Annotated in this window: 13 protein-coding genes and 1 tRNA gene; 6 read left to right on the forward strand and 8 right to left on the reverse strand. The window is 72.2% G+C overall.

From position 1 onward, the window contains the following. Together ND748_RS13815 and egtA are read right to left on the reverse strand one after the other, a co-directional pair. On the reverse strand, positions 1 to 449 hold a 449-nt coding region (locus ND748_RS13815), incomplete at its 3' end, for a DinB family protein (protein ID WP_251746209.1). Beyond that, positions 431 to 2044: an ergothioneine biosynthesis glutamate--cysteine ligase EgtA gene (gene egtA / locus ND748_RS13820; protein ID WP_251746210.1), complete on the reverse strand. Its 1614-nt coding sequence runs from the start codon at positions 2042 to 2044 to the stop codon at positions 431 to 433. The genes ND748_RS13815 and egtA, both read right to left, overlap by 19 nt. Before the next feature lie 377 nt (positions 2045 to 2421). Here egtA and ND748_RS13825 point away from each other — a divergent pair, with 377 nt between their 5' ends. From ND748_RS13825 to arfB, 3 genes are all read left to right on the forward strand, one after another. Continuing rightward, complete coding sequence (locus ND748_RS13825; protein ID WP_251746211.1) at positions 2422 to 3213, forward strand: nuclease-related domain-containing protein; 792 nt, start codon at positions 2422 to 2424, stop codon at positions 3211 to 3213. Positions 3214 to 3298: 85 nt separating this feature from the next. After that, on the forward strand, positions 3299 to 3445 hold the full coding sequence (locus tag ND748_RS13830; protein ID WP_251746212.1) for a DLW-39 family protein: 147 nt from the start codon (positions 3299 to 3301) through the stop codon (positions 3443 to 3445). Positions 3446 to 3533: 88 nt separating this feature from the next. Then, on the forward strand, positions 3534 to 3968 hold the full coding sequence (arfB, locus tag ND748_RS13835) for an alternative ribosome rescue aminoacyl-tRNA hydrolase ArfB (RefSeq protein ID WP_251746221.1): 435 nt from the start codon (positions 3534 to 3536) through the stop codon (positions 3966 to 3968). Positions 3969 to 4072: 104 nt separating this feature from the next. Here the strand turns inward: arfB and ND748_RS13840 are convergent, their stop codons facing one another. The 5 genes from ND748_RS13840 to ND748_RS13860 form a co-directional block, all read right to left on the reverse strand. After that, positions 4073 to 4420, reverse strand: a complete 348-nt coding sequence (locus tag ND748_RS13840) for a molybdopterin oxidoreductase (protein ID WP_251746213.1) — start codon at positions 4418 to 4420, stop codon at positions 4073 to 4075. A 103-nt stretch (positions 4421 to 4523) separates the two neighbouring features. Then, positions 4524 to 5378 carry an ABC transporter permease gene (locus ND748_RS13845; protein ID WP_251746214.1) on the reverse strand — a complete coding sequence of 285 codons (855 nt, stop codon included), beginning with the start codon at positions 5376 to 5378 and terminating at the stop codon, positions 4524 to 4526. Continuing rightward, positions 5375 to 6238, reverse strand: coding sequence for an ABC transporter permease (locus tag ND748_RS13850; RefSeq protein ID WP_251746215.1), 864 nt, complete (start codon positions 6236 to 6238; stop codon positions 5375 to 5377). Before ND748_RS13850 ends, ND748_RS13845 begins: the two co-directional genes overlap by 4 nt. A 25-nt stretch (positions 6239 to 6263) precedes the next feature. Further along, complete coding sequence (locus ND748_RS13855; protein ID WP_251746216.1) at positions 6264 to 7538, reverse strand: spermidine/putrescine ABC transporter substrate-binding protein; 1275 nt, start codon at positions 7536 to 7538, stop codon at positions 6264 to 6266. Between the two features lie 74 nt (positions 7539 to 7612). Beyond that, a complete protein-coding gene (locus tag ND748_RS13860; RefSeq protein ID WP_285902080.1) occupies positions 7613 to 8980 on the reverse strand; it encodes an ABC transporter ATP-binding protein in 1368 nt (455 codons plus the stop codon). 435 nt (positions 8981 to 9415) lie between these two features. Between ND748_RS13860 and ND748_RS13865 the strand changes: the two genes are divergently transcribed. From ND748_RS13865 to ND748_RS13875, 3 genes are all read left to right on the forward strand, one after another. Further along, a complete protein-coding gene (locus ND748_RS13865) occupies positions 9416 to 10324 on the forward strand; it encodes a maleylpyruvate isomerase N-terminal domain-containing protein (protein WP_251746218.1) in 909 nt (302 codons plus the stop codon). 186 nt (positions 10325 to 10510) lie between these two features. Next, complete coding sequence (locus tag ND748_RS13870) at positions 10511 to 11572, forward strand: ParA family protein (RefSeq protein WP_251746219.1); 1062 nt, start codon at positions 10511 to 10513, stop codon at positions 11570 to 11572. Between the two features lie 543 nt (positions 11573 to 12115). Then, positions 12116 to 12188: transfer RNA gene (locus ND748_RS13875), tRNA-Ala, on the forward strand. 237 nt (positions 12189 to 12425) lie between these two features. On the opposite strand, the gene ND748_RS13880 is transcribed toward ND748_RS13875, so the two are convergent. Then, positions 12426 to 13608 (reverse strand): Dyp-type peroxidase (locus ND748_RS13880; protein WP_251746220.1); only part of this gene is annotated, 1183 nt, incomplete at its 5' end.

A 13608-nucleotide genomic window follows, 5' to 3' on the forward strand; every position in this document is an offset into this window, starting at 1 on the left:
GGCGCGCCGAGTCCGTCGGCGCCGGGAACCGGCGGCGCGTCGGTCTCCCCGGCGTCGGCGGGCAGCGGCGCGAGCCGGTCGAGGGCGTCGAGAGTCCGGCCGCGGACCTCGCGCAGGTAACCGCGGGTCTCGGCCGGGCCGAGCAGGGCGAGGCGGATCCGGCTGGCCCTGCTGTGCCGGAAGGCGTCGTAGACGTCGTCCAGGCCCGGCCGGGTCGCGGCGTCGCCGAGCGCGCGCACCAACCACAGATCCTCGTAGTTACCGATGTGGGCGAGGTCCCAGACCAGCGGCGACATCAGCGGTGAGTGCTGGCGGAGGAGTTCCTCGGCGTCGACGTCGGTGTAGGCCAGCGAGCGCGCCCGCGCGAGGTCGAGCGCGTCGGCCACGGCCTGGGCGGTGATCGGCGCAGTTGAGGGCCCCGGATCCTGGGTCAGGCGACCGATACGCATTGTTGTGCCTCCTCGCGCAGCAGGCCGGTCGGGCCGATCAGGATGAACCGCTCGGACAGCTCGTCGGCCGGACATCGGCCCCGCTGTGGATAACGTTCGGCGAAGACCTCGACCGCGTCCGCGAGGTCGGCGCAGCCGGCGCGGCGCAGCGCGGCGGCGGCCAGCTCCAGGCAGCGCACCGCCGCCAACCGCAGGGGCTCGTCGGCCATGCCGAGCATCGCGGCCGCCGGCCAGCGCCGCGCCACCGGTGCGCAGGCCTGTGCCGCCGCCTCGGCGGCGACCGGATCGTCGAGCAGGGCGGTGGCCACCGCCACCGCCACCCGCCAGCCCTCGCCCGGCTGGGCGTCGAGGTAACGCAGCTCCCACCAGCCCCGTGGGCGGACGGGCGGGAACAGTGTCGTCGCGTGATACGACAGATCATCGAGGGTGGGTGCCCGCTCGACCGGGCCCCGCCCGGCGATCCAGTCCCCGAACGTGTGGCCGCCGGTGGCCGCGACGAAGCGGCGGTCCTCGCCGGGCCCGAGGTCGCCCGCCGGGTCGCCGATCATCATCAGCTTCGCCGCCAGCAGATACCGGGCCCAGCGGTCGGCGAGATCACCGGGGCGTGCCGTCGCCGCATCGGACCCCGCCTCGCCGCCCGCCGCCGGCTGCGCGGGCAGGTCCAGCACGGAGCCGGTGCGGCCCGCGTCGATGCCCGACCAGACCGCCTGGCGGGTCGAGCGCCAGCCGGTGCGTCGGCCGGTCAGCGCCGGCGAGGCGGCGAACACCGCGGTCAGCACCGGCCCGACCGTGTGAGCCAGCCGAAACCGGTCGACCGCCTGCGCGGACGTGGCGCCGAGATCCAGATTTACCTGGACGGACGCGGTCGAGCGCATCATCACCTCACCGGAGGTCCCCCCACCGGTGCGGAAGTGTTCCTCCATGGCGGCGTAGCGGGACGCGGTGGTCTGGCGCACCCCGGCGCGCAGCGGGTCGACCCCCATCCCGACGATCGCGAGGCCGTCCTCGGCCAGCGCCGCCCGCACCAGGTGCAGATCCGCCGCGGTGGCCTGGACTGCGGCCGCGAGCCCGGCCGGCGGACCTGACAGCTCCAACTGGCCGCCGGGCTCGAAGGTGAGCCGGCTGCCTGCCGGCAGGACCGGTCCGGCGGCGCCGGTCGTCAGACCGGCGATCCGGTCGAGCGCCCGGCGGGTCCGCGCGGGCGGGACCGGCTGGTGGACCGCGCGGCTGTCCACGACGAACCACTCCGTCTCGATCCCCACCGACGTCTGGAGGTGCCCGATCTCGCCCGTCTGGAGGTGCGCGAGCTCGCCGGCGGGTACCGAGAGTGATCCACCCGCGGGGTTCTCGACCGGGGTGACGCAGCCCGCGGCGAAGGCCCACACCGCGTCGAGGTCGACGGGCCGGTCCGGCCGTGCCGACTCGGGCTGTGTCGATCTCGGCTGTGCCACCGCCGGGTGAGCCGCCTTCGGGTGAGCCGGGGCGGAGGGCTGTCCGGCAGGCGACTGTCGGCCTGGCGACGGCGCTGCGGGTGACCGGTGGGATGACAGAGGCTCATCGTCCCCGGATCCCCGGAGTGTCACGTGACGTGGCATCCTGCGGCTCCTTCTCGGTGCTACCACCGTCGGCACGGCGCCCGGTGGCGGCGTTCCCGGGGGTTCTCCCCTGCGCGGCCCGTTCCCTACCCGGCCGTCGTGCGTGGTGTCGTCTCGGCCGGTTCGCCGACGGGTGGTATAGATGTGGGTTCAACGTGGCTCTCCCTCGCATATTCCACGCCCCTGACCCTGTCGCTGTTGTGTATTCGATGGAATGGTGACCGGGATGGACCAGAAAGCCGGTAGCGCGCCGTGACGAACTGGCGCCCGCCCCGGTCCCGGACCCGGAGACAACGCCGAGCGCGACGGCGTCATGACGGCGCCGGGAGGTGGTGACTGCGGCCGTGTCCGATCGACAGTCAGCGGGACGTTCGGCCATGGCCGAGTACCTGCGGCGTAAACAGTTGTATTCCGCCGAACGCGGAGATCACAAAGGTCGGGCGCTGGCCGTCGGCGCGGCCCTCGCGGTGGGCGCGGCCCTGGTCCTCGCCGTGCTGTGCGCCCTCGCCGGGCTGCCCGGCGTCGTGACCGCCCAGCTTGCGGTGCTCGCCGCCCTCGCGGTCGGCGTCGTCGGCGCCGTGCGCTTCCTGCGTACGCCGCCGGAGATCGAGGCCTGGCGCGAGGACGCGGAGGCCGAACGCAGCACCGCCCGTGCCCTCGACCGGCTGGTCCGCGCCGGCTACACCGTCCTGCACGATCGTTGCCTGGCGGACTCGGCCGGCAACATCGACCACCTCGTCATCGGGCCGTCCGGGGCCTGGGTGATCGAGACCGATGCCCACCAGGGGCCCGTCCGCCAGAACGCGGCCGGCGTCTGGGCCGGCAAGGTACCGCTGCGGGCGATGCTCGGCCTGGTGGCGTGGATGAGTGAGGAGGCCACCGCCCAACTGCTCGGCGAGCTGCCCGACGGCTGGCAGCTCGAGGTCCAACCGGTCGTCGCCTTCGCCCGCGCCGAGGTGCCCGCCGGCCTCGCCCTCGTCGAGGGCGTGCTGCTGCTGCCCGCCACCGGGGTGGCCGAGTACATCCTGTCCGCCGGGGTGGTGCTGCGGCCCATCGACGTGGCGATGCTGGTTGACGTGGCCGAGCGGGCGTTCCCCGCCTACGAGGTGTCGAGGCCGCCGCCGTCCTGGCCCGCCCGCTCTCGGCTGCGCGGCCTGCTTCGTCGCTGATCCGGTGCGGACACGCCGGCGATGGCCGGGATACCGTGGAACGACTGGGCCACCGCCGGCCGAGGACGCCGACGAAGGAGTCGACATGGCGCGCAAGATGACCGTGCTGGCGCTGCTGGCTGGTGCGGGGGCCGCCTTCTCCGCCGCCCGGCGGCGGTCTCGGGGCAAGGAGGAGGTCGACCTCTGGCGGGAGGCGACGTCCACCGCCGGGTCCCCGGCCGCCGGCCGCTGACCTTTTTACCTTCACGGCTGCGGTGGGCCGCCCGCGGCGGCGCGGAACTCGCCTGACGTCGAGTGCGGTGTCGGGCACCATGGGAGCCATGCTGCCCCGTGAGATCCCGGTTCGCGCGGGTCTCGTACTGCCCTCGGCCGAGCTGCGCTGGCGGTATTCGCGCTCGTCCGGGCCGGGTGGCCAGTCGGTGAACACCTCCGACTCGCGGGTGGAGCTCTCCTTCGACGTCGCCGGTTCGCCGACGCTGTCGCCGATGCTGCGGCAGCGCGCGCTCGCGCGGTTGGCCGACCGGCTCACCGACGGCGTGTTCACCGTCGTCGCCAGCGAGCAGCGCTCGCAACTGCGCAATCGGGAGGCCGCGCTCGACCGGCTGGTTGACGCCCTGCGGGTGGCGACCGCCCCGCCACCGCGGCCCCGGCGGGCGACGCGGCCCTCGCGCGGGGCCGTCGAGCGGCGCCTGCAGGCCAAGAAGCAACGGTCCGCGACGAAACGAGACCGCCGCAGCCGGCCCCCCGAGGACTGAGCCCCCCCGAGGACTGAGCCCGCCTAGTTACCGAGCCGGCCTAGTTACCGAGCCGGCCTAGTTACCGAGCCGGCCGAGTTGCTGAGCCCGCCGCTGCCCCGAGCTCAGAGTTCGACGATGCCGACGTCGGCGACGAGCGTGCCGAGCAGCCCCGCGGGCGCGGCGAGGTGCAGCTCGATCCGGGTCGCGGGAGCCAGATCCTCGACCACGCGCAGCGGGACGTGGACGGAGCCGCGGGCGCCGATCGGGAAGAAGCGCATCGGTGCACCGTCACGCTGCAGGATCAGGCAGATCAGCTCGCTGGTCGAGTTGCCGCCGCGGAAGTACAGCGGTTGGGCGGTGACGCCGGCCGGGACCACATAGGTGAACGCCGGGCCGAGTGGGAACGGCGCGTCCAGACCCTTGCCCTCGAACGGGACGATCCCCTGCAGAAAGCGGGGCGTGGTGAACATCCCCACCTCCTCCCGTCGGGCATCGGCGCGGATGGGGCCGGATGCCGGTAGTCCCGGCGATTTTTGCCCGACCGCGTTTCCGCCATGTTACGGCCGGCCGGGGTCAGACCCGACGGCGCCGCAGCAGGAGCGCGTTGCCGAGCGCGAGCAGCACGCCGGCCACAAAGATGATCGTGGCCATCACGTTGACCTGGGGCGGCACGCCGACCCTGGTGGCGCCGAAGACCCACAGCGGGAACGTCAGGGTGCTGCCCGCGTTGAACGTCGTGATCACGTACTCGTCGATCGACATCGCGAAGGCGAGCAAGGCCCCCGAGACCACTCCCGGCAGGATGAGCGGCAACGTGACCAGGCGAAACGTGGTGAACGGGCCGGCGCCGAGGTCGCGAGCGGCCTCCTCGACGGAGCTGTCGAAACCGGCGAGCCGGGCCCGCACGACCACCGCCACGTAGGAGATGTTGAACATGATGTGCGCGATCAGGATGGTCAGGTAGCCCCGCGGCACGCCCATCGTGATGAACAGCGACAGCAGCGACGCGCCGAGCACCACCTCGGGCGCGGCGATGTTGGCGAACATCAGCAGCTCGACGCCGCCGCGGCCGCGGAAGCTGTGCCGGCCGAGCCCGAGGCCCATCAGGGTGCCGAGCACGGTGGCGACGGCGGTGGACAGCAACGCGATCGTCAGCGAGTTGACCAGCGCGGTGGTCAGGTCGGGGATGGCGAACAGCTCGCCCCACCAGCGCAGGGTGAAACCGTTCCAGGTGTTGTTGCGCTTGCCCACCCGGTCGTTGAAACCGAAAACGATCATCACGATGATCGGTAGCACCAGCCAGAGCAGGATCAGCCAGGTGTAGGCGTGCAGGAGCCGCTGGCCCAGCCGTCCGCTGCGCCGGCCGGACCTCGATCGGTCCTCGCCCGCCGGGCCGAGGCGGGGCGGGGCGGCATCCAGGATGGTCATCGTGCGCTCATCTCCAGGACGTCCCTGGTGCCGAGCAGGCGGGCGTAGCCGAAGATCCCGATGAGCAGCACGGCCATCAGAATGAACGACACCGCCGAGGCGAGGGGGTAGTCCGCGTTCGTCAGGTACGTCGTCTGGATGATGTTGCCGATCATGGTGGTGTTCGTGCCGCCGAGGACGTAGGCGTTGACGAAGTCCGCGGTCGCCGGGACGAAGGTGAGCAGGAATCCGGCGAACACCCCGGGCATCGACAGCGGCAGGACGACCCGGCCGAACACCTCCCGGCGGTTCGCGTACAGGTCATCGGCGGCCTCCAGCAGCTGCGGATCGACCCGCTCCAGCGCCACGTAGATCGGCAGCAGCATGAACGGGAAGAAGTTGTACGTCAGGCCCGCGACGACGGCGAACGAGGTGGCCAGGACGTGGAAGTCGGCCGGCAGCAGCCCGGCATCCTTCAGGTTGCCGAGCAGGATGCCGTCGTCGGCGAGCAGGAACTTCCAGGAGACCGTGCGGATGACGAACGAGACGAAGAACGGCAGCAGCACGAGAAACAGGTAGTTGGACTTGTTCCGGCCGGCGTGGAAAGCGATCCAGTAGGCCATCGGGTAGGCCAACAGGATCGTCGCCACCGTGGCAATCAGGCCAAAGATCAGTGAGCGGATGAACTGGGTTTCGTAGGTGGTGACCGCATCGGCGTAGATGCGAAAGTTGAAGGTCTGCGTGAAGCCGTCGACGACGTTTCCGGTCTGCAGCGAGACCGACAGCATGACGGCCATCGGCACGACGAAGAAGACGGCCAGCCACAGCCCGCCGGGCAGGACGAGGAGGTAGGGGCCCGCCGCCCCGGCCTGCCGCCTCACCGCGCGCCTGCGCCGGCGGCGACCGTCATGACTGGTAGACCGGCTGGAAGATGCGGTTCCACTCGGTCTCCTCGGCGGTGGTCAGCACCCGGAACCGGCTGACCCGGGAGAGCTCGTCGGCGGACGGGAACAGCAGGGTGGACTTCGCCAGGTCCGCCGGGACGTGCTCGGCCGCCGTCGGCACCGGCGTAATGTAGTTGATGTATTCCGTGAGCATTCCGGCGATCTCGGGTCGGTAGACGAAATCCATGTAGGAGATGGCATCCACCGGGTGCGGAGCTGTTTTCGGTATGCACATGTTGTCCGTCCACAGCAGACCCCCCTCGGACGGCACCACGAACTTCAGGTTCGTGCCGGTGGCGATCTGCTGGTAGACGTCGCCGGACCAGGCCATCGAGATCCACAGGTCCCCGCCGGCCAGGGCGTCGATGTAGGACTGGTCGTAGTACTTTCGGACGATTCCGTCCCGGCGTTGCGCGGTGAGCTTCGCGGCGGCTTTCTTCCAGTCGTCCGGGGTTGATTTCGCCGGCTCGACGCCGATGCCGAGCAGTGCGAGGTTCGGCAGGTCCTGGTTGTCGCCGAACATGCCGACCTTACCGGCGAACTTCGGGTCGAACAGGTCGTTGTAGCTGGTGATCTCACGGCCGGTCTTCGCCGGGTCGTAGGCGATTCCGGTGAGCCCGGACTGCCAGGGGATCGTGTAGGCGTTGCCCGGGTCGTAGGTCGGGTTCCGCACATTCGGCGAGGCATTCGCGGCGAACGTCGGCAGCCTGGCGTGATCGAGCGGCGCGAGGTAACCGAGCTGCATCACCCGGCTCAGCGTGATGCCGTTGGTAAGCACCATCAGGTCGTAGCCGATCGATTTGCCGGCGGCCAGCGTCGGTCGGATCTGGGCGAAGAACGACTCGTTGTCCTGGATCACCTCCCGATAGGTGACCTTGATGCCGGTCTTCTTCGTGAACACGTCCAGCGACGGATGATCGGAGTCGGTCGAGCCGACGTCCATGTAGAGCGGCCAGTTAGCGAAGTCGAGGGTGCCGGCCTTCGTCCGGTCCCGCCAGAACGACGCGGCGTCGTCGCCCGCGGAGTCCTTTTTCTCCCCGCTGACGCCGCAGGCGGCGAGCAACGTCGCCCCACCGGCCAGCCCCGCGAACCGGAGCAGACCGCGGCGGCCGAACCGGGCCTGCGTCAGGCCGCGCAGCATCGCGGGGTCCGCGAGCGCCGCGGCGCGCAGATCGCCGCCGTGGCCTCGGTCGTCGCCGGAGCGGCCGGCGTCGCCTGGGGTGTCGAGCTGCGTCACGGGGCGCGTTCCTCTGCGTCGGGGCGGGCTCGACGGCAGGTGCGCCCGCCGGGTCCGCCTGCTGGCCTGAGCTGTCAGGGGGAGACCCGGTACGCCGCCGGGTCCGTGGAGGTCCCCGCCGCCGGGGCGACCGTCTCGGACGGGTCCATCGAGTCAGGCGGGACGACCGGCTCGGGCAGGGCTGCCGGCTCGGGCAGGGCTGCCGGCTCGGGCAGGGCTGCTGAGCCGGGCAGGGCTGCTGTCTCGGGCAGGGCTGCTGAGCCTGACTCGGGCAGGGCTGCTGAGCCGGGCAGGACGTAGGAGTGTTCCGGCAGCCAGGACAGCCAGATCTCGTCCCCGCGCTCGGCGACGTTGCCGGCGCCGGAGGAGTTCTGCCAGAACACGGTGATCTCGGCGCCGCCGTGGGTGGTAACCGTGTATGTCGTGTAAGTGCCGAGATAGACGACCTCGACGATCCGGCCGCGCAGCGCGCAGCCTGGCCCGTCCGGGCGGGTCGCCGACATCTCGATCTTCTCTGGGCGGACGGTCAGCTCGACCTGGTCGCCGGCGCGCAACGGGCCCGTCTGCGGGTGCAGCGGGGCGCTGAGCCGCTCGTCGGCGCCGGCGTCGAGGACGACCATGGGTCGCCCGCCCGGGCCAGCCGCGTCGACCGCGCGCACGGTGCGGCGCAGCAGGTTCGACGTGCCGATGAACCCGGCGACGAAGCGAGTCCGGGGCCGCTCGTAGATTTCCCGCGGCGAGGCGAGCTGCTCGACCCGGCCGCCGTTCATCACCGCGATCCGGTCGGACATCGTCAACGCCTCGCCCTGGTCGTGCGTGACGTAGATGAAGGTGATGCCCACCTCGCGCTGGATGGCCTTGAGCTGGATCTGCATGGTCTGCCGCAGCTTGAGGTCGAGGGCGCCCAGCGGCTCGTCGAGCAGCAGCGCCGCCGGCCGGTTGACCAGCGCGCGGGCCAGCGCCACCCGCTGCTGCTGGCCGCCGGAGAGTTCCCGCGGCCGCCGGTCGGCCAACTCCGACAGCTCGACGAGGTCGAGCATCGCCCCGACCCGCTCGCGCAGGTCCCGGCCCCTCACCCCGCGTCGGCGCAGGCCGAACGCGACATTGCCGGCCACGTCCAGATGCGGGAACAGGGCGTAGCTCTGGAAGACGAGGTTGACGTCCCGGCGGTTCGGCGGCACCGCGGTGACGTCGCGGCCCTGCAACAGGATGCGACCGCGGGTCGGCTCCTCGAAGCCGGCGATCATCCGTAGGGTCGTCGATTTGCCGCACCCCGACGGCCCGAGCAGCGAGAAGAACTCGCCCGGCCTGATCGCGAGATCGACGCGGCTGACCGCCGGCACCACCCGGCCGCGGGACTGGTAGTCCTTGGCCACCCCGACAAGCTCGATCGCTGCCGGTGCCCCGGACCCGGTGTCGCGGATCCGGGTGTCGTGGATCAGGGTGTCGCCGGTCCCGGTGCCGCCGATCCCGGCGTCGTGGATCTCGGTGCCGCCGGTCCCGGTGTCGCGGATCTCGGCGTCGCGGATCTCGGCGTCGCGGATCCCGGTGTCGCGGATCCCGGCGTCGCCGGTCGCCGTCACGCCGTCACCGCGGGCACCGCTCAGCTCGCATCCGCCCTCGGCCTCCGTCTGTCGTCCATCCTGACCATCCCGACCTGCTCGGCACCGCGATGACCTGACGGCGCTGTCCAGTCGGGTTCGACCCTCCCAGCAGCCTCGCGGGACAACAAGGGATCGGTCGGTAAAGAGTCTGTGTCGCGACTGATTCAATTGTGATCTTGGCATGCAACCGGGATTTCCTGCGATGTTCGGACCATCGTGACGGGTATGGCGTTTCGCCTGGCGTATCGCCGCCCGCGGGGGCACGGTGGGAACATGGCTGCCCCGTCCTCTCCCCGACCATCCGCCATCGGCGTGCCCGAGGCAGACGCCGACGCCGCTGCCGACCGTGAGTTCGGCCCGGTTCTCGGCGGCGTGGGCCCCGACTCGGGGCCGGCGCAGGAGGCCGGCATCGAGCCGTCGTCGTCGGCGTCGTTCGCGGCCAGGTCCGCCGGCCCCGACTATCGGCCCTCGGTGGTGCCGCACGACCGCCTGGCCGGCTGTGCCGCCGCCCACCGCCAGCTGCTGGACCTGGTGGATCGGGTGGACGACGAGGTGCTGCGCCGACCGTCGGGGCTGGCCGGGTGGACGGTCGCCCACCTGCTCACCCATCTGGCCCGCAACGCCGAGGGCCACAGCGGGATGGTCGAGGCCGCGGCCGGGGGCGACAGCCGCGACCAGTACCCGGGCGGCCAGGAGCAGCGCGACGGCGACATCGCCGCCGGCCGCGACCTGCCCGCCGCCACCGTGCGAGCCGAGGTCGCCGCCGCCGTCGCGAGGTTGGAGCGGGCCTGGGACGCCGTCCACGTCGACGTCTGGCGCACCGGCTTCGGCCGGGTCAGCAGCTACGGCGCGACGACCCTCGCCGATCTGGTCTTCCTGCGGTGGCGGGAGACCGAGATCCACCTCGTCGATCTTGACCTCGTCGACCTCGGCGGTCCTCGCTGGACGGACCTGAGCCCCGCCTACGTCGAGGTCGAATGGGCCTGGACCGTGCGGGGCCTGCCGGGGCGGCTGCCGGCGGAGGTCACCGTCCTGCTCGCGCCGGGTGACCGGCCGTCGACCGCGGTCGGGCGGGGGGACGAGTTCGTCGTCGTCGACGCCCCGACCATCCCCGCGCTGGCCTGGCTGACCGGCCGCGATCCAGGCCGCCCCGAGTGGCCCGCGCTTGGTCCCTGGTTCTGACCGGCGGCGGGCCCCCCGCCAGGAAGCAGCCGCCTGCGGTAGGCGTCTCCCGCTCATGCCCGCGAATCGGGCAGGCGAGAGAATGCCTGGCGTGTCGGACAACAGAGACAACCGGGGTGAGGCCACACGGGGCGGGCGGCGGGACGAGGGGCGGGACGAGGGGCGCGAGCGCGATCGGATCCGCGCATGATCACGATGGCGCTGTTCAACAACAAGGGTGGCGTCGGTAAGACGACCCTGGCCTACCATCTGGCGCACATGCTTCAGCGGATGGGCCACCGCGTGCTCGCCGTGGACCTCGACCCGCAGGCGAACCTGACCGCGCAGTTCCTCGACGAGGACGAGCTGACCCGGCTCTGGGCGGAGCCGGAGGACACCGCGTCGTCGGCGCCCAAGCCCGTCGAGTTCGACGTGCGCCCCGCGCGGGTCTTCGCGGGCACGGGAACGATGGCCACCGCCATCGCGCCGATCATGGAGGGCATCGGGGACGTCGAGCTGCCCGACCCGGTGATGATCGAGGACGGCCTCTGGCTGCTGCCCGGGGACGTCGAGCTGAGTGTCTTCGAGGACCGGCTGTCCGCCGCCTGGCCGAACAGCTTTCTCGGCAAGGACGTCGCCGCGCTGCGGACGACGACGGCGCTGCACCGGGTCATCGACAACGGCGCCCGCAGCGTCGGCGCCGAGATCGTGCTGATCGACGTCGGCCCGAACCTCGGCGCCATCAACCGGGCGTCGCTGCTGTCCGCCGACACGGTGCTCATGCCGCTGGCCGCGGACCTGTTCTCGCTGCGCGGTCTGCGCAACCTCGGCCCGACGCTGCGGGAGTGGCGCTCGACCTGGCAGGGCACCGTGCTGCCGAAGGTGCCCGAGCGGATTCCCGCGCCCCGCGGCCTGATGATGCCGATCGGCTACATCGTCATGCAGCCACCCGCCCGCGCCGACCGCCCGGCCAAGGCCCACGACCGCTGGCTCGACCGCATCCCCGAGGTCTTCGCCACCTCGGTGCTCACCAGCGGCAACCCCGGCCCCCACGACCGTTCCTTCGAGATTGCGACCCTGCGGCACTACGCCAACCTGATCCCGCTGGCCCACGATGCCCGCAAGCCCATGTTCGAGCTGCGCGCCGGCGACGGTGCCCTCGGCGGCACCCAGACCGCCGTCCGCCGCTGCTACTCCGACTTCCGCGACCTCGCCGTCAAGGTCCGCGAGCGCCTGGCCTTCATCGACCCCACCCTCCGCCGCACCTGACCCTCCTCCCGCCGGCCGCCGTCCCGAGGGTGCCTGCCGCGGCCCGCCCGGCCGCCGACCGCGGCCGATTGCGGTGCGGTCTGCACGGTCTGGGCGTGCAGACCGTGCATTCCGTACCGCACGGCGCCTCCCGCACTTGACCTGGTTGCTCGTCGTGGCCGCGGAACTGCCCCGCGCCACCACCCTCCGATGGTCAGTGAGGAGTTATCCACAGGACTCCGACGCTGACCTCCTGCGGTCAGCGCGACAGTTATCCACAAGGCACGCGTCGCAACCCCTCGACGGGCAGCGTGAAAGTTATCCACAGCCCCCATGCCGCGACCACCGAAGGGCAGCGTCGAAGTTATCCACAGGGGCAGAAGCCGCACCGCCCTGCTCCAGGGCGGGTACCGAACAGGTCGGACGGCCCCCCGAGAGCAGGTGCTGACTCGCCGGACTCCCGTCCGGATGAAGGTCCGGGATGGCCTCGATGCCGTAGTCTAGGGGGCGCTTCACCGAGCGGCGCCTGCCTCCGGGCGGCGCGGCCCGGCCGAGGCAGGTCCAGGGGACGTAGCTCAATTGGCAGAGCACTGCCTTTGCAAGGCAGGGGTTAGGGGTTCGATTCCCCTCGTCTCCACGCGCTGATTCCTCGTGGTCGCTGCCCTTCCGGCGGCTTCCCGCCAGCCGCGATGTCTGCCCGGGGGGACGACCCCCCGGACCCCCCGATGTGGCGCGGCAGCTTCCTACGGCGTCGCTGGGAGTCACTGCGCCCGTCAGGCCACGACAAGCGCGGCCAGGCGCCGGAGCAGGATTGCCCCCTGCTCGTCCGCCGTGCCGTGCTCATCGGGTTTGTTGGTTGCGGGGGCGGGATCGGTCAGCCGTTCTCGACCAGTGCCTGGGCGAGGTAGCCGCCCGGCGCGGGCAGGGGTGGGACGGCGAACAGGGCGCTGGAGGTGGTGCGGATGAAGGCGTTCAGGGCGTCGGACGCGGACATCCGCTGCTGGATCGGGACGTAGGACGTCCGCGGATCGGCCTGGTAGGACGCAAAGAACAGGCCCGCGTCCCGGGCGCCGGACGGGTCCGGTCCGTCGTCGTAGGAGTAGGCGCGCCGGAAGATGACGGCACCGCCGTTCGCGGGCGGGCTCGTCACCCGGAGGTGGGCGTTGGCCGCGATGGCGAACTGGCCGTCGGCGCGGCGGACGTTGATGTCCGGCACGGTGAACGCGGTGCCGCCGGGGCCGGCCGACAGCGGGACGCCGTCGGACTGCCGCCGGCCGATCACCTCGGTCTGGTCCGTCTCGCCGAGTCGTCCCCAGGCGTCGAACAGCATCCGGATGCGCCGGAGGACCAGGTAGCTGCCGCCGCGCATCCACGCCGGCTCGCCAGTGGCCCAGACGGCCTGATCGAACTGGGGTGTGCCCGGCCGGAGGTTGGCCATCCCGTCGAGCTGTCCCATCAGGTTGCGATGGGTGCCCGGGGGGTCCCCCGAGCCGGGGTTGGTGGGCAGGAATCCCCGCTGCTCCCAGCGGGTGGCCGCGAACGGCGCGGCGAGCGTGCCCAGCTGGGCTGCGGCCGCCACGGCCGCCGCCGGATCGGTGGAGCACACCTGCACCCCGAGGTCGCCGCCGCTGCGGGCCGGGTCGAGCTGGTCGCCGGGCATCGCCGGGATGTCGGCGAGAGCCCCGGGCAGCTGCCCGTCGAGGCCCGCGCGGCGCAGCACCGAGGCGCCGAGCCCGACGGTCACGGTCAGCCCCGCCCGGCCGTCGCCCCTGCCGTCCTGGCCGCCGCCCGACGCCGGCGCGGTCGTCAACGTCTGCACGCCGGAGGTCCACGCGCGCAGCACCGCCTCGAGCGACGAGCGCGCCGTGCCGGGATCGGCAGCGGTCAGGTCGTAGGCGGTGAAGACCAGCCAGTCCGGCGGTGGGTCGGTGATCCCGGGTTGGTGACGGGCGTCGTCGGCGGCCAGGGCGGTGCCGGCCCCGAGGCCGGGCAGTGCACTCGGGGCGAGGGCGCCGCCGACGAGGCCGGCGCCGCCGAGCACTCCCGCGCTGCCGAAC

The sequence above is a fragment of the Frankia sp. AiPs1 genome, assembly GCF_023716945.1.
GTDB lineage: Bacteria > Actinomycetota > Actinomycetes > Frankiales > Frankiaceae > Frankia.